The sequence below is a fragment of the Micrococcus sp. IITD107 genome, from assembly GCF_041927415.1.
In the GTDB taxonomy this organism is placed as follows: Bacteria; Actinomycetota; Actinomycetes; order Actinomycetales; family Micrococcaceae; genus Citricoccus; species Citricoccus terreus.
This window is the reverse complement of sequence record NZ_JBHFFN010000003.1, coordinates 14,271-29,434: the sequence shown is the minus strand read 5'-3', so window position 1 is coordinate 29,434 and position 15,164 is coordinate 14,271. Positions and strand designations below refer to the sequence as shown.

Annotated in this window: 15 protein-coding genes; 12 read left to right on the top strand and 3 right to left on the bottom strand. The window is 70.1% G+C overall.

The window, feature by feature from the left end; translation table 11 throughout:
* Window position 1: 1 nt before the first annotated feature.
* Window positions 2-1,195 carry a trans-sulfuration enzyme family protein gene (locus ACEXHE_RS07240; RefSeq protein ID WP_374785277.1) on the top strand — a complete coding sequence of 398 codons (1,194 nt, stop codon included), beginning with the start codon at window positions 2-4 and terminating at the stop codon, window positions 1,193-1,195.
* 9 nt (window positions 1,196-1,204) lie between these two features.
* Complete coding sequence (locus ACEXHE_RS07235; RefSeq protein WP_091699571.1) at window positions 1,205-1,546, top strand: DUF2516 family protein; 342 nt, start codon at window positions 1,205-1,207, stop codon at window positions 1,544-1,546.
* Between the two features lie 2 nt (window positions 1,547-1,548).
* On the opposite strand, the gene ACEXHE_RS07230 is transcribed toward ACEXHE_RS07235, so the two are convergent.
* Entirely contained in the window at window positions 1,549-2,424 is an 876-nt protein-coding gene (locus tag ACEXHE_RS07230; RefSeq protein ID WP_374785276.1) for a class I SAM-dependent methyltransferase, read from the bottom strand.
* A 94-nt stretch (window positions 2,425-2,518) separates the two neighbouring features.
* Here ACEXHE_RS07230 and ACEXHE_RS07225 point away from each other — a divergent pair, with 94 nt between their 5' ends.
* The gene (locus ACEXHE_RS07225; RefSeq protein ID WP_374785275.1) at window positions 2,519-3,316 is read left to right on the top strand and encodes a phosphoglyceromutase; all 798 of its coding nucleotides are present in this window, start codon (window positions 2,519-2,521) and stop codon (window positions 3,314-3,316) included.
* A 115-nt stretch (window positions 3,317-3,431) separates the two neighbouring features.
* On the opposite strand, the gene phoU is transcribed toward ACEXHE_RS07225, so the two are convergent.
* The gene (gene phoU, locus ACEXHE_RS07220; protein ID WP_356969050.1) at window positions 3,432-4,091 is read right to left on the bottom strand and encodes a phosphate signaling complex protein PhoU; all 660 of its coding nucleotides are present in this window, start codon (window positions 4,089-4,091) and stop codon (window positions 3,432-3,434) included.
* A 223-nt stretch (window positions 4,092-4,314) separates the two neighbouring features.
* Here phoU and ACEXHE_RS07215 point away from each other — a divergent pair, with 223 nt between their 5' ends.
* Window positions 4,315-5,514 carry a cell wall metabolism sensor histidine kinase WalK gene (locus ACEXHE_RS07215; RefSeq protein ID WP_091699588.1) on the top strand — a complete coding sequence of 400 codons (1,200 nt, stop codon included), beginning with the start codon at window positions 4,315-4,317 and terminating at the stop codon, window positions 5,512-5,514.
* The gene (locus ACEXHE_RS07210; RefSeq protein ID WP_260061480.1) at window positions 5,511-6,191 is read left to right on the top strand and encodes a response regulator transcription factor; all 681 of its coding nucleotides are present in this window, start codon (window positions 5,511-5,513) and stop codon (window positions 6,189-6,191) included. The genes ACEXHE_RS07215 and ACEXHE_RS07210 overlap by 4 nt, the downstream gene beginning before the upstream one ends.
* 96 nt (window positions 6,192-6,287) lie before the next feature.
* On the opposite strand, the gene ACEXHE_RS07205 is transcribed toward ACEXHE_RS07210, so the two are convergent.
* Entirely contained in the window at window positions 6,288-6,827 is a 540-nt protein-coding gene (locus ACEXHE_RS07205; protein WP_374785274.1) for a hypothetical protein, read from the bottom strand.
* A gap of 232 nt (window positions 6,828-7,059) precedes the next feature.
* Here ACEXHE_RS07205 and ACEXHE_RS07200 point away from each other — a divergent pair, with 232 nt between their 5' ends.
* The 7 genes from ACEXHE_RS07200 to ACEXHE_RS07170 all read left to right on the top strand — a co-directional run bounded on the left by ACEXHE_RS07200 (window position 7,060) and on the right by ACEXHE_RS07170 (window position 15,148).
* The gene (locus ACEXHE_RS07200; RefSeq protein ID WP_260062876.1) at window positions 7,060-7,542 is read left to right on the top strand and encodes a CarD family transcriptional regulator; all 483 of its coding nucleotides are present in this window, start codon (window positions 7,060-7,062) and stop codon (window positions 7,540-7,542) included.
* Window positions 7,539-8,399 carry a 2-C-methyl-D-erythritol 4-phosphate cytidylyltransferase gene (locus tag ACEXHE_RS07195; RefSeq protein WP_374785273.1) on the top strand — a complete coding sequence of 287 codons (861 nt, stop codon included), beginning with the start codon at window positions 7,539-7,541 and terminating at the stop codon, window positions 8,397-8,399. Before ACEXHE_RS07200 ends, ACEXHE_RS07195 begins: the two co-directional genes overlap by 4 nt.
* The gene (gene ispF, locus ACEXHE_RS07190; protein ID WP_374785272.1) at window positions 8,396-8,944 is read left to right on the top strand and encodes a 2-C-methyl-D-erythritol 2,4-cyclodiphosphate synthase; all 549 of its coding nucleotides are present in this window, start codon (window positions 8,396-8,398) and stop codon (window positions 8,942-8,944) included. The genes ACEXHE_RS07195 and ispF overlap by 4 nt, the downstream gene beginning before the upstream one ends.
* 45 nt (window positions 8,945-8,989) lie before the next feature.
* The gene (gene cysS / locus ACEXHE_RS07185) at window positions 8,990-10,528 is read left to right on the top strand and encodes a cysteine--tRNA ligase (RefSeq protein WP_374785271.1); all 1,539 of its coding nucleotides are present in this window, start codon (window positions 8,990-8,992) and stop codon (window positions 10,526-10,528) included.
* Window positions 10,529-10,692: 164 nt separating this feature from the next.
* The gene (gene rlmB, locus ACEXHE_RS07180; protein WP_374785270.1) at window positions 10,693-11,700 is read left to right on the top strand and encodes a 23S rRNA (guanosine(2251)-2'-O)-methyltransferase RlmB; all 1,008 of its coding nucleotides are present in this window, start codon (window positions 10,693-10,695) and stop codon (window positions 11,698-11,700) included.
* Complete coding sequence (glgX, locus tag ACEXHE_RS07175; protein WP_374785269.1) at window positions 11,700-13,910, top strand: glycogen debranching protein GlgX; 2,211 nt, start codon at window positions 11,700-11,702, stop codon at window positions 13,908-13,910. The genes rlmB and glgX overlap by 1 nt, the downstream gene beginning before the upstream one ends.
* Before the next feature lie 212 nt (window positions 13,911-14,122).
* Window positions 14,123-15,148, top strand: coding sequence for a hypothetical protein (locus ACEXHE_RS07170; RefSeq protein WP_374785268.1), 1,026 nt, complete (start codon window positions 14,123-14,125; stop codon window positions 15,146-15,148).
* Window positions 15,149-15,164 lie beyond the last annotated feature (16 nt).

The window sequence follows — 15,164 nt, the reverse complement described above, 5'->3', positions numbered from 1 at the left end:
CATGCATCCTGAGACCCTTCTGGTCAGCGCCGCCCGCCCCGCCCACGAGCCTGACGCGCCGGTCAACGAGCCGGTGCACTTCAGCTCCACCTTCGTCGGCTGGGAACCGGACACAGCAGGTCCACGGCGGATCTACGGGCGGATGTCCAATCCCACCTGGGACGGCCCGGAACGCCTGTTGGCCGAGCTGGAGTCGGTCGAGGACCCGGAGGCCACCCCCGGGCTGATCTTCGGCTCGGGCATGGCCGCACTGGCCGCGGCCCTGCACCTGGCCCCGGCTGGTGGGCGTGTGCTGCTGCCCCGGCACGCCTACCAGGGCCTGGGCTCGCTGGCCCATCAGATGCAGGCCGAGGGGCGGATCAGTGTGGAGACCGTGGACATCGCCGACACCTCTGCCGTCGTGCAGGCCCTCCATGCCCCTGGCGCACAGGCGGAGGTGGCCCTGCTGTGGCTGGAGTCGCCCACCAACCCGATGCTCGAGATCGCCGACCTGCCGGCCCTGATCGAAGCAGCCCACGCCGCCGGTGCGATCGTGGTCGTGGACAACACCTTCGCCACGCCCCTGGTGCAGCGGCCGCTCACCCTGGGGGCCGACGTCGTGGTCCACTCGGTGACCAAGTACCTGGCCGGCCACTCGGATGTGGTGCTGGGAGCGGCACTGACCTCGGACCCCGGTCTGCACGCCAGGCTGCTCGCCCACCGCAGCCTGCACGGGGGGATCGCCGGGCCCATGGAGTCCTTCCTGGCGCTGCGCGGGATGCGCACGCTGGCCCTGCGGATCGAGCGCTCGCAGGCCACCGCCGCCGAACTGGCCCGCCGTGCCGAGACCGCGGCGCAGGACCGAAGCCTGCCCGTGGCCCAGGTCCGCTACCCCGGACTGAGCAGCCACCCTCAGCACGAGCTGGCCGCACGTCAGATGGAGAGCGGGTTCGGGTCCGTCCTGACCCTCGAGGTGGAGGGGGGAGCGGAGGCGGCCGACCGCGTGATCCAGGGGCTGCGGCTCTGGGTCCCCGCCACCTCGCTCGGTGGCGTCGAGTCCCTGGCCGAGCGGCGCCGACGCTTCGCCGCCGAGCCGTCCACGGTGCCGTCCGGACTGATCCGTCTCAGCGTGGGGATCGAGCACGTCGAGGACCTGTGGGCTGACCTGGAACAGGCACTGCGTGCCGTCATGGGCGGTGGGGAACGGGACCGATAGGCTGGCCCCATGCATCCCTTCATCATGGCGCTGACCGTCGAGCACTGGCTGTACCTGGCTCTGGGTGTGGTCGGTGCCGTCCTGGAGATCTGGGCCCTGGTCGACTGCGCCACGCGGGGCAGAGAGCAGTTCGAGCGGGCCGGGCAGCGGCCCAAGTCCTTCTGGCTCCTGCTGACCGGACTGGCGGCCCTGATCGGGCTGATGACCGTCTGGGGCTCCCTGGCGCTGGGCGGCGGCGGCTTCGGGCTGTTCCAGATCGCCGCACTCTGCGTGGCCGGCGTGTACCTCGCAGGTCCTCGTTCCGAGCTCAAGCTCTTCGGCAGCAGCGGCTCCAGCGGCTACGGATACTGAACTCAGCCCTCCGGCTGGACCGCCTCCCATCCCACGCTGATCTCTCCACGCCGCCACTGGCGCACTCCGCCCAGCACCGGCCATCCTTCCGCTCGCACCTGCCGGGACATGGCGATCCAGCGCTGACGGTGACCGTAGACCGCCAGCGGTGCGGCTGAGAGCCAGGCCGCGTCCAGGGCGGCGAGGAATCGGTGGATCGGGGTCCCCGGCACGTTGTGGTGGATCAGCGCCTTGGGCAGCCGTTCTGCCACCTCGGAGGGCAGCTGCACCTCACCGAATCGGACGGCCAGGGTCAGGGAGCGCACCCGGTCCGGGGTCAGGTCCACCCAGCAGGCGCGTCGGCCGGTCTCCGAACAGGTGCCCTCCACCAGCACGCCACCCGGGGCCAGTCGTCCCTGCATCATCGCCCAGATCTCCGGCACGTCCTCCTCGCGGTACTGACGCAGCACGTTGAACGCCCGGACCAAGGCCGGCGCGCGGTCCACGGGCAGCTCGAATCCGCCCTGGGCCCAGCTCAGCCCCTCCCGCTGGGCGGCCGGGTCCTGCTGGGCACGGCGGACCCGTTCGGGGTCGATCTCCAGTCCCACCAGTTCCCAGCCCGGACGCACAGCGTGGAGACGGTCGAACATCTCCACGGCGGTCACCGGCTCGGCTCCGAAGCCGAGATCCACGGCCAGCGGACGCTTCGCCCCGCGCAGCAGCGCGCCGTGCACGTCGGCCAGCCAACGGTCCACTCGGCGCATCCGGTTCGGTGCGGTGGTCCCGCGCGTGATGTTGCCCAGCGGAGCCTGGCCCTGCCGCCTACCCGCAGACGCGCCGGTGCCCCGGCCTCGGCCCTGCCGGGTCGGGTCGGTCAGCTGCTCGGCCTTGCGCACCACCTGACCAGGGTAGGGGACCGGTCCGGCCCCGGCCCCTGCTGTCACACCCGCACATTCCCCATGTGGCGGCCACCACGGTGACTAGGATGGAGGCATGGCTGAGACCCCGTACAAGCTCGTCCTGCTGCGGCACGGTCAGAGCGACTGGAATGAGAAGAACCTGTTCACCGGCTGGGTGGACGTCCCGCTGACCGAGAAGGGCCGTGCTGAGGCGGCCCGCGGCGGCGAGCTGCTCGCCGCGGAGGATCTGCTGCCGGACGTGCTGCACACCTCCCTGCTCAAGCGTGCGATCACCACCGCCAACCTGGCACTGGAGTCCGCCGACCGCCAGTGGATCCCAGTCAAGCGCAGCTGGCGCCTGAACGAGCGTCACTACGGTGCGCTGCAGGGCAAGGACAAGGCCCAGGTGAAGGAGGAGTTCGGCGAGGACCAGTTCATGGTCTGGCGCCGCTCCTTCGACACCCCGCCGCCGGAGCTGGAGGACTCCTCCGAGTGGTCCCAGGCCGACGACCCCCGCTACGCGGACCTGGGGCGCGAGATGCCGCGCACCGAGTGCCTCAAGGACGTCATCGAGCGCCTGCTGCCCTACTGGGAGGAGCAGATCGTCGCGGACCTGAAGGCCGGCAAGACCGTGCTGATCGCCGCCCACGGCAACTCGTTGCGCGCTCTGGTCAAGCACCTGGACGGAATCTCGGATGAGGACATCGCCGGACTGAACATCCCCACCGGCATCCCGCTCTACTACGAGCTGGACGAGAACCTGAAGCCGATCACGGCCAACGGCCGCTACCTGGACCCGGAGGCGGCTGCGGCCGGTGCCGCAGCGGTGGCCAACCAGGGCAACAGCAGCAACAGCAGCAACAGCAGCAACGCCGGCAACCAGGGGCGCTGACAGCTCTCCCCGAGCCCACCGGCTCTTCACGACGACGGCCTGTCCCCTTCTGCAGGGGACAGGCCGTTCGCGTTGGTCGCCTCGGTGGGAGGCTGGTGGGGATCCGCCGTGGGGATCAGGCGCTCTGGACGTGCGGCTCCCACTCGCCGGTCACCAGGTAGGTGACCTTGCGGGCCACCGAGACACCGTGGTCGGCGAAGCGCTCCAGGTATCGGGAGGCCAGGGTGACGTCCACCGTGGTGGGTGCGGAGGCATCCCAGTCCTCGGCGGCGACCGCCTTGAAGTTCTCAGCGTGGGCCTCGTTGATCTGGGTGTTGATCTTCACCACCTGGGAGGCGTGGTCCAGATCGTGGGTGAGCAGCAGCTGCTCCACCTCGGTGGCCACCTGCACCGCCGCCTCGGCCATCTGGGCGAAGTGCTCGCGCCGGGACTCGGGCAGGACCAGTTCGGGATAGCGCAGGCGAACCAGCTGGGCGATGTGACGGGCCAGGTCGCCCATCCGCTCCAGCGAGGAGCTCATCCGCAGTGCGGCCACCACGGTGCGGAGATCGCTGGCCACCGGGCCCTGCAGGGCCAGCAGCTCGATCGCCTTCTCATCCAGGGCGTTCTGCAGGTAGTCGATGCGAGCGTCATTGGTGATGACCTGCTCGGCCAGCTCCACATCGGCGGTCTCCAGGGAGGTGCGGGCCTGGTCCATGGCCGCACGGACCAGGGAGGCGATCTCGCTCAGCTGGTCTCCGAGGCTCTTCAGATCGGCCTGGAACAGTTCACGCATGGCAGTCCTCTTTCAGATCGGTCAGCATCCGGTGACCGGCGGTGGGGTCAGTCGTGGTCGACGTGCGTCGAGGCCGCCACCGGGTCCGTGGCGGCGTACAGACCCCCACACTGGACCGTCCAGGTGAACGGATGCTGAACCCAGGATACGTCTGGATGGACGAGTGGTCAGGGCCACAGCAACAGCCCGGGGGCTCTCGGCTGCGGGGTAGTCTGGCCGAGTGATTGATCCGGTGGTGCTCGGCGTGGTCTGCGGCTTCGTCGGCCTGGTGCTCGGCGTGCTGGCCATGCTGGCCTTCCGCGCCTCCGAACGCAGTCGAGCCCTCCACCTGACCGTCGCCGAGCCCACCATTCCGGAGGGAACCGCCGAGGTCCTCTCGGTGATCGGGCGGGCCTACGCCGTGGTGGACGCGGTGGACGGCGTGGTCCGGGCCAACCCCTCCGCCTATGCCTTTGGCCTGGTGCGCGGCCATCACCTGGTGCATGACGAGGTCCTGGAGCTGACCGCCCGCGTCCGCGCGGATGGGATCATCGTGGACCGCAGCTACGAGCTCAGCCGCGGCCCGGTGGGGGAGGGGACCCTCACCGTGCACCTGCGGGCGGCCCCGCTGGGGGATGAGTACATCCTGCTGCTGGCCGATGACCGCACCGAGATCAGCCGCACCGAGGCCATCCGCCATGATTTCGTGGCCAACGTCTCCCATGAGCTCAAGACCCCGGTGGGGGCCATCTCCCTGCTGGCCGAGGCGATCGACGACGCCGCGGATGACGAGGAGTCGGTGCGCCGCTTCGCCAAACGGCTGAGCATCGAGTCCCTCCGTCTCTCGGCGCTGGTGCAGGACATCATCGAGCTCTCCCGCCTGCAGGGCAAGGACGCGGTCAAGGCCGGCCAGCCGGTGGACCTGAACACCGTGGTGGCCGAGGCCGTGGACCGGTCCCGGCTGCCCTCTGAATCTCGGGGGATCGAGATCAAGGTCGGCGGGCGGGCGGACGCCCCGGTCTTCGGGGATCCTGACCAGCTGATGACCGCCCTGCGCAATCTGATCGACAACGCCGTGCGCTACTCCCCGGACAACACCACGGTGGGAGTGGGACTGCGCAGCGTGGACGGGCTGGCCCAGGTCTCGGTGACGGACCAGGGTGTGGGGATCCCCGCCGAGGAGCAGGAGCGGATCTTCGAGCGCTTCTACCGGATCGACGCAGCCCGCTCGCGCCAGACGGGCGGCACCGGCCTGGGCCTGAGCATCGTCAAGCACGTCATCTCCAACCACGGCGGCGAGGTGACCGTCTGGTCCCAGCCAGGCCGTGGATCCACCTTCACGGTGCGTCTGCCGGAGATGGAAGCAGAACCGGACTCCTCGGAGCCGGACCGCAGCGAGCCACGGGGCGGCCACCTGGCCGAGCGTGGGAGAGGAGCAGCATGACCCGCATTCTGATCGTGGAGGACGAGGAGTCGCTGAGCGATCCGCTGTCCTACCTCCTGGGCAAGGAGGGCTTCGAGGTCGAGGTCGTCGCGGACGGTCTCGACGCGGTCGTGCAGTTCGACCGCAGCGGGGCGGACCTGATCCTGCTGGACCTGATGCTTCCGGGCCAGTCCGGCACAGAGGTCTGCCGCCAGATCCGTCAGCGCTCCAACGTCCCGGTCATCATGCTCACCGCCAAGGACTCGGAGATCGACAAGGTCGTCGGCCTCGAGCTCGGTGCGGACGACTATGTCACCAAGCCCTATTCGGCGCGGGAGCTGGTGGCCCGGATCCGTGCGGTGCTGCGCCGGCAGGGTGAGCCGGAGGAGCTGATCTCGGCCACCGTCCAGGCCGGTCCGGTGCGCATGGACATCGAACGCCATGTCGTCTCGGTCAATGGTGAGGCCGTGTCCCTGCCGCTCAAGGAGTTCGAGCTGTTGGAGATGCTGCTGCGCAACTCCGGCCGGGTGATGACCCGCGGTCAGCTGATCGACCGAGTGTGGGGCTCGGACTATGTGGGCGACACCAAGACCCTGGACGTGCACGTCAAGCGCCTGCGCAGCAAGATCGAGCCGGACCCCTCCAGCCCGCGCTACCTGGTCACGGTGCGGGGACTGGGCTACAAGTTCGAACCCTGATCCGCGCGGTCTGGCTCCGACCACGACGACGACGGGCCGTCACCTTGCCAGGTGACGGCCCGTCGTCGTGAATCTGAGACTGGGGAAGGGGAGGGGTCAGTGACCGCCCTCGTCCGCGCTCTCCTCGTGGTACAGGTGCTCGGTGGCCGAGCCGTCAGCGCCGCCGGGGACGAACTCGCGGTACTCCGGCAGGGTGCCGTCCAGGACGGGGATCTGCACATCCTGGGACTGCCCATCCACCTCGATGGTGCCCTGGGCCATCCCGCCGGGGAAGGTGCCGGTGGAGGGGATCACGTGCTCGTTCTCCGAGGACTCCAGGGACAGCGCCTCGCCGCCCGGCACGGAGACGCGAGTGGTGGTGCCGTTCACAGTCAGCGAGACCTCGATCGGCTCCTCGGAGCTGTTGGCCACGGAGCCGATGTAGCGGCCCTCGGCGTCACGCTCGCCGGAGACCAGCAGCAGGTTGCGCACCTCCGCCTCACCCACCGTGGCGATGATGCCGTCAGAGGGGGCGTACTCGATGGTGGTCGCCTGCGGGTTGATGGCGCTGCAGCCGGTGGCGCCCAGCAGGGCGGCGGTGGCCAGTCCCACAGCGGCCAGGCGGCGGCGGGTGACCTTGGATGCGTCGAGCTTCACGGTCGGTTCTCCTCAGATGCGTGCGCGATGTCCACTGCGACGGTGCGGCAGATGCCGGACGACGGTCACAGAACTGCCTTGAGACTACCGCATGGACCCCGCGTGCGCCGCCCGCGAGCGGCGTGTGACCGGGGAGGCTCCCCGGCGGCGACGGCCGCTCAGAAGATCGGTCCAGGCTGGGAGTTTTCATTTCCAGGTGATAAAATTCACCGCTGGAAAGGGGAAACTCCACATGGTTTTCAAGGTCGGCGAGACCGTGGTCTATCCGCATCACGGTGCGGCGAGGATCGATGAGATCAAGAAGAGGACCGTTCGCGGCCAGGAGCGCACCTACCTGCGGCTGGCCATCATCCAGGGTGATCTGACCATCGAGGTCCCGGCGGAGAACGTGGAGCTGGTGGGCATGCGAGACGTCGTCAGTGCGGAGGGGCTCGAGCGGGTCTACGACGTGCTGCGTCAGGACGAGATCGATGAGCCGACCAACTGGTCCCGCCGTTTCAAGGCCAACGGTGAGAAGCTCGCCTCCGGAGACGTCCTGCGGGTCTCCGAAGTGGTGCGGGACCTCTCGCGCCGGGGCCAGGACAAGCACCTCTCGGCCGGGGAGAAGAGCATGCTGGCCAAGGCGCGCGGTGTCCTCGTCTCCGAACTGGCGCTGGCCAGGAAGACCTCGGAGGAGGAGGCCGGCCGCCTGCTGGACGAGGTCCTGGCGGCGTGAGCACCGCACTGAGCACCACGCCGCGCTGTGCGCTGCTGATCGTGGCCGCCGGAGCGGGGACCCGCTTGGGGGCCGGCCGACCCAAGGCCAGGGTGGAGCTGAGTGATGGCCGCACCATCCTGGAGCACTGTCTACAGGGTGGCCTCCAGGCCTACCGCGGGGACAGCGGCGGAGCTGGCCGGCTGGCGGGGGCCGTGGTGGTGGTGCCCAGCAGCCCGGAGGTCGCACAGCCGCTGGTGCAGCTGTGCGAGCAGATCGCCGAACGCACCGGTCATCGCGTCCTCACGGTGCCCGGTGGAGCCGAACGCTCGGACTCGGTGAGAGCGGGCCTGGCGGCCTGTGCCGCCCTCGGCGAGCAGTCCGACCGCCCGGTGACCCACGTGCTCGTCCATGATGCGGCGCGACCCTTCGTCCCGCCTGCCGTCTTCCAGCGGGTGGTCGATGCGCTGGAAGCCGGCGCGGCCGCCGTCGTGCCTGCTGTCCCGGTGACCGACACCGTCAAGACCGTCGCGCCCTGGCCCGGCGCTGGGCCTGTGCCGTTGCGGGTGGTGGACACGCCGGCTCGGGCCGCCCTGCGTGCCGTGCAGACGCCCCAGGGGTTCGTCCTGGACCAGCTCGCCGAGGCGCACCGCAGGGCCCAGGAGGCCGAGGGCGATGCCGCGGCGCTGACCGATGACTCCATGCTCATGGAGGCCGCCGGGCACACGGTGGCGGTGGTGGACGGGGACGTGGAGTCCTTCAAGATCACCACGGCACTGGACCTGCAGCTGGCCGATGCCCTGCTGCAGACGCGAAGTGCATCTGACGACTCTCCACCCTCCCCTCAGGCCGCCGCCACAGAACGGACCCTCGCATGACCACGCCGCCCGCCAACACCTCCCGTTCCTCCAGTTCCTCCAACCCGGCACGCGCTGGCCTGCCCCGCACCGGGATCGGGACGGACGTGCACTCCTTCGCCCCGGAGGCCGAACAGCGGGAGTGCTGGGTGGCCGGACTGCACTGGCCGGGCGAGCAGGGGCTGGTGGGCCACTCGGACGCGGACGTGGTGGCGCACGCCGCCTGCGACGCCATCTTCTCCGCCGCCGGGATCGGGGACCTGGGGCTGCACTTCGGCACCTCCCGCCCGGAGTGGGCCGGTGCCTCTGGGACCGCGCTGCTCACCGAGGCCGCCCGGCTGGTGCGGGAGGCCGGGTTCGAGATCGGGAACATCGCCGTGCAGATGATCGGCAACCGTCCCAAGATCGGCACCCGCCGGGCCGAGGCCGAACAGGTGCTCTCCGCCGCCGCGGGCGCCCCGGTCTCGCTCTCGGCCACCACCACGGACGGTCTCGGACTGACCGGCCGCGGTGAAGGCGCCGCCGCGGTGGCCACCGCCCTGGTGGTTCCCGTGACGCAGGACTGAGCACCCCGCCCGGGCGCCCCGCCGCCCTCGGTAGGATGGGGCCTCGTGGCCCAGCGTTTCTATGACACCCAGTCCGCCCAGGTGCGGGACTTCGTCCCCCTGACCGAGGGGCAGGTCAGCCTCTACTACTGCGGTGCCACCGTGCAGGGGCTGCCCCATGTGGGCCACGTCCGCTCGGCCATCGCCTTCGACATCCTCATCCGCTGGCTTGAGGCCACCGGCCTGCGCGTGACCTCCGTGCGCAATGTGACGGACATCGACGACAAGATCCTGGAGAAGTCCGCCGCCTCCTACGGCGAGGGCTTCACCGCGGACGGCGTGTACCTCGAGCGCGAGCCCTGGTTCGCCCTGGCCTACCGCTTCGAGCAGGAGTTCACGCGTGCCTACGACGCCCTCGGCGTGCGCCGGCCCACCTACGAGCCCCGCGCCACCGGCCACATCACCGAGATGTTCGAGCTGATCCAGCGCTTGATCGACGCCGGACACGCCTACCCGACCACCGACGACTCGGGCGACGTGTACTTCGATGTCCGCTCGTGGCCCCGTTACGGCGAGCTGACCCGCCAGCGGGTGGAGGACATGCAGGACGCCCCCGACGCCGACCCCCGCGGCAAGCGCGATCCCCGCGACTTCGCTCTGTGGAAGGGCCACAAGTCCGGGGACCCGGACACCGCCTCCTGGGCCTCCCCCTGGGGCCGTGGCCGTCCGGGCTGGCACCTGGAGTGCTCGGCCATGTCCACCAAGTACCTGGGTGGGACCTTCGACATCCACGGCGGCGGCCTGGATCTGCGCTTCCCGCACCACGAGAACGAGCTGGCCCAGTCGGCCGCGGCAGGGGACGGCTTCGCCAACTTCTGGCTGCACAACGGCATGGTCACCTTCGAGGGCGAGAAGATGTCCAAGTCCATCGGCAACACCATCTCCCCGCATGAGATGCTGACCATGGCCCGCCCCCAGGCCGTGCGCTACTTCCTGGGCCAGGCCCACTACCGTTCGCAGCTGGACTACCGGCCCACCTCTCTGCAGGAGGCCGAAGCCGCAGTGGAGCGGATCGAGAACTTCCTCACCCGTGCACAGCAGGCGCTGGGAGCAGAGACCCCCACAGCAGGTCCCGACGACGTCACGCCCTCGGGTGCTCGCCTCGCCGGCGCCTCGGCTGGCTCGGCAGATCGTGCAGACCGGGGCCAGACCTTGGCGGACCGAGCTCCGGCCGCGTTCCGGGCAGCGATGGAGGACGATCTCAACGTCCCGCAGGCCCTGGCCGCACTGCACGAGGCCGTGCGCGCCGGCAACACGGCACTGAGCTCCGGAGATCTGGAGTCCGTGGGGGCGTTGCTGGACCAGGTCCGAGCCATGACCACGATCCTCGGTCTGGACGCCGTGCCGGACGGAGGTGACGGCCCCGAGCAGTCCTCTCCCGAGCTAGACGCGCTGGACCAGCTGGTCCGCTCCCAGCTGGAGGCCCGGGCCCAGGCCCGCGCGGACAAGGACTGGGCCGCCGCGGACGCCATCCGTGATGCGCTCGCCGGAGCCGGGATCGTGATCGAGGACGGCGCTGACGGAGCCCGCTGGTCCCTGGCCTGAGGCACCCCGGCCAGCCGGCCGTCGTCGGGAAGCTCACACCGGTGCGGCACCTGCCGGTGCCGGGAGGATCCCGGTGACCCGTCGGTAGAATGAACCGCGGCGGACCGGACCGGATCCGCAGTGGCGACCTGCCGTCGTCGTCCCCGTTGAAAGGCCACCCCATCATGTCTGCACCTCGCCGCTCCGGCTCTCCCAAGGGCAAGAAGGGCCCGCTCAAGGGCACCGGTGGCCACGGCCGCAAGGCACTCGAGGGCAAGGGACCCACCCCCAAGGCAGAGGACCGGGTCTACCACAAGGCACACCGGGCCAAGATGCTCTCCGAGCGTGCCGCCACCAAGCGCCCCACCCGCAACACCCGTTCGCGGCACAAGGACGAGACCGTGGCCGGACGCAATCCCGTGGTGGAGGCCCTGCGCGCCGGCATCCCCGCCAAGGCGCTGCACGTGGCCACGCGCGTGGAGATGGACGACCGCGTGCGCGAGTCCCTCAAGCTCGCCGCCGAACGAGGCATCCCGGTGCTGGAGAACTCCAAGCCGGAGCTGGACCGGTTGACCGATGACGCCAACCACCAGGGGCTGGTGCTGCAGGTCCCGCCGTACGAGTACGCCGATGCCGTGGACCTGGCGCGGGAGCGGATGCAGCGCTGGGAGAAGCGGTACCAGAGCGCGCCGCCGCTGCTGCTGGCCCTGGACGGGATCACCGACCCCCGCAACCTGGGTGCCATCATCCGCTCGGCCTCCGCGTTCCGTGCCGACGGTGTGATCGTCCCCGCCCGCCGGTCCGTGGGCGTGACCGCCACCGCCTGGAAGACCTCCGCCGGTGCCGCCGCCCGCGTGCCCGTGGCCCAGGCCGGCAACCTGAACACCGCGCTGCAGGAGCTCAAGAAGATGGGCTATTTCGTGGTGGGGCTGGACGGCGGCGGAGACGTGGAGCTGCCCGGCATGGCGTTGTCCACCGAACCGCTGTGCGTGGTGGTCGGCTCGGAGGGCAAGGGCCTGTCCCGACTGACCCGCGAGTACTGCGATCAGATCGTGTCCATCCCCATCGCCTCGGAGATGGAGTCCCTCAACGCCTCCATGGCCGTGGGCATCACCCTGTACGAGGTCTCGCGGCTGCGCTCCGGTGCGGCAGGCTCCGGCGCGGCCACCGGGACGTCCACGGACCAGGGCTGATGGCCTGGACCTCCACCGTCGCCCAGCCCACCGGGACCGTGGCCGAGACCGTGGTGCGCGGCCACGGTCACCGGTCCCGTCCCTTCCCCCTCGGCGTGCACGCCGGAGTGCCCGGCGTCCGGGTGGCCAGTGGGGGACCGTCCGCTGACGGCTTCTCAGCGCCTGCTGATGAGGCAGTGAACGTAGCGGTCTACGCCCCCGGCTGTGAGCGGCTGGACGTGGTCTTCACCGGACCGGACTTCCCGCTGGACCGGGCCCCGCGTGCGGAGGACCTGACCCGGGTCCCCTTGCCGGACGTCACCTCCCACGTGCACCACGGGACGGTGGCCGGTCTGAGCGAGGGCTGCCTTTACGCGTTCGTGCGGAGGGCTGGGAGAGCTGAGGGAGCCGAAGCCGGGGAGGACGCAGCGGTGGAGCCGGGCCTGCGCCCGATCCTGGACCCGTACAGCCGGGCCGTGAGCGAGCGGGACGGACAGTACTGGTCGGTGCGCGTGCCCTCCCACTTCGACTGGGGCGGGGTGGAGCGGCCCCACACCCCGCTGCGGGACACCGTGGTCTACGAGGCCCATGTGATCGGGCAGACCCGGCTGCACCCGCAGATCCCCGAGGAGCTGCGCGGGACCTACGCCGGCCTGGCTCACCCGGTGATGATCCGCTACCTCCAGGACCTCGGCGTGACGGCCGTGGAGCTGCTGCCCATCCACCACCATGCGGACGAGCAGCACCTGCAGCGGCTGGGTCTGGAGAACTACTGGGGGTACAACACGGTCGGGTTTTTCAGCCCACATCCGGGGTATGCCACCGCCGCCGCCCAGGCCGCCGGGCCGAAGGCCGTGCAGGACGAGGTCAAGGGGATGATCCGTCTGCTGCACCAGGCCGGGATCGAGGTCATCCTGGACGTGGTCTACAACCACACTGCCGAAGAGGGGCCGGGTGGTCCGTCCTTCTGCTGGCGTGAGCTGGGCGACCAGCACTACTACCGTCATGACGCCCAGGGGCGGTACGTGGACACCACCGGCTGCGGCAACGCCCTGGACTTCGGCAACTCCTCGGTGGTTCAGATGACCCTGGATTCGCTGCGCCACTGGGTCACCGACTACCAGGTGGACGGCTTCCGCTTCGATCTGGCGGTGACCCTGTGCCGGGATTCCAGCCACCACTTCACCCCGCACCACCCCTTCCTGGTGGCCGCCCACGCGGATCCGGTGCTGGCCGGGGTCAAGCTCATCTCCGAACCGTGGGACGTCAGTGTCGGCGGATGGCAGACCGGCCACTTCCCCGCGGGCTGGTCGGACTGGAACGATCGCTACCGGGACGTGGTGCGCGACTTCTGGGTGGCGGACCGCGCCGCCCTGGAACGCGGCGGCACCGGGGGATCCACCGCGCGCCTGGCCGACTGCCTCTCCGGCTCGGCGGCCCTGTTCGGCGCCTCCGGCCGTTCAGCCCTCGCCTCGGTCAATCTGGTCACCGCGCATGACGGCTTCACCCTGCGGGACCTGGTCAGCTACAACGAGACGCACAACCAGGCCAACGGGGAGGACAACCGGGACGGGAACTCCCACAACCGCTCGTTCAACCACGGCGTGGAGGGCCCCACGGAGGACCCGGCAGTCCGTGCCGCCCGTGGTCAGACCGCACGCAACGTGATGGCCACCCTGATGCTCTCCCTCGGGGTGCCCATGATCACTGCGGGCGATGAACTGGGCCGCACCCAGGGCGGGAACAACAACGCCTACTGCCAGAACAACGAGATCTCCTGGACGGACTGGGAGCTGAACCCGGAGCAGGAGCGCATGCTGGAGACCACGCGTGCCCTGATCCGGATCCGCAAGGAGTTCCTGGCCGAGCAGCCCTATGAGTACCCGGCGCGCGAGCGGGGCTTCCTGCACTGGTTCAACGCCCTGGGCCAGCCCATGTCCCAGGACGACTGGGCGGACCCGGGCCAGCGCCTGCTGCAGATGCTGATCGGTGCCCCCGGTGGCCGGTTCTGCGGACTGGTGGTCTTCCACGGCGGGCTCGAGGACGTCCAGTTCCGCCTCCCTCGGGCCGAACACCTGCTGGAGGGCATCACCGCCCGGGGCGGGACGCTGCGCTCGTTCATCCTGCAGATGTCCACAGCACGGGGCAGCGAGGCCCGGATCGGCGCCCGGATGGTCCCCGGCGAGTCCGACCTGATCGAAGGCAGCTCGATCTCCGTCTACACCGTCTGACCCACCCGCCCCGCCTTCCCAACTGGAGGTCAGTTATCACTGGCATCACCCTCTGAGCGGGGCCATGCCAGTGATAACTGACCGGGCGTTGCCGGGCGCGCTGACACCGGACCGGCGGACGGCTCCTGCACAGCGCGCGCCCCTGGCGGCTTCATCCCCAGGAGTGGTGCCCCGGCTGGTGGGGTCCACGAACTGCCACCGAGGGTGGAGGCATGTCCAGACGGCCCACCTTGAACCTTCCGCCCGATGCTCCGCTGTTCATCTCCGCACGGCAGGCCGAGGCGTTGCAGGTCGGGTGGAGTCGTCTCTCGGGCCCCGCCGGGCATCGGCAGCTCCGGAGGATCTACCGAACTCGTGCTGTCGACGCACCTGCTGGCGCCACCGATCCTGCGGAAGTCCACGCCGCGCTCCTCCGGGCCTTGCAGTGGGCGCCGGGGGAGGGGAAGGACATCGCCTCGCATGAGTCCGCGGCGTTCCTGTGGGGATGTCCCGACGTCGCCGCTCGAGATTCCGTCCATCTCACCTCGATTGCCGGAGACAGACGTCGCCGGCTACCCGGGACCACGGGACACCGTGGCAAGGGGCTGCCCACGGAGGTCGTCGAGCGGGACGGCGTGGTCCTCACCAACCCGGCGCGCACGTGGTTGGACCTGGCGGCCACCGCCTGGGAGGACCAACTCGTGGTGTGGGGCGACTGGCTGGTGCATCCGGTGTGGGGAGGTGACTGGGATGCGGTTCCGTTCACCACTCCGAAGGATCTGGAGCTTCTGCTCACCCACCACCGGGGTCGTCCGGGGATCCGCCGCGCCCGAGCGGCCCTGGATCGTGTGCGCGTCGGGTCGGACTCGCCCCGTGAGACACTGCTGCGTCTGGCCCTGGTGGATGCGGGGCTGCCGGAACCTGCGGTGAACCTGCCGATCAGAGACGCCCAGGGCCGGATCATTCACCAGGGAGATCTGGTGTACGAGGAGTTCCGGACCACACTCGAGTATGAAGGCCGTCATCACTCCGACCCGGATCAGGTGGCCCGGGACATCGCCCGTCACGAGGCGTTGGCCGCCCACGACTGGCTGGAGCTGCGGTTCAGTGCCCGTCATGCCCAGGACAACTGGCGACCAGCCATCCGCAAAGTCCGCCAGGGTCTGCGCAGCCGCGGCTGGCACGGCCGAACCCCACCCACATGCAACTGGAGGTCAGTTATCACCTGCACCAGCCCGGAAACGGGCGAGTGCCAGTGATAACTGACCTCCAGTT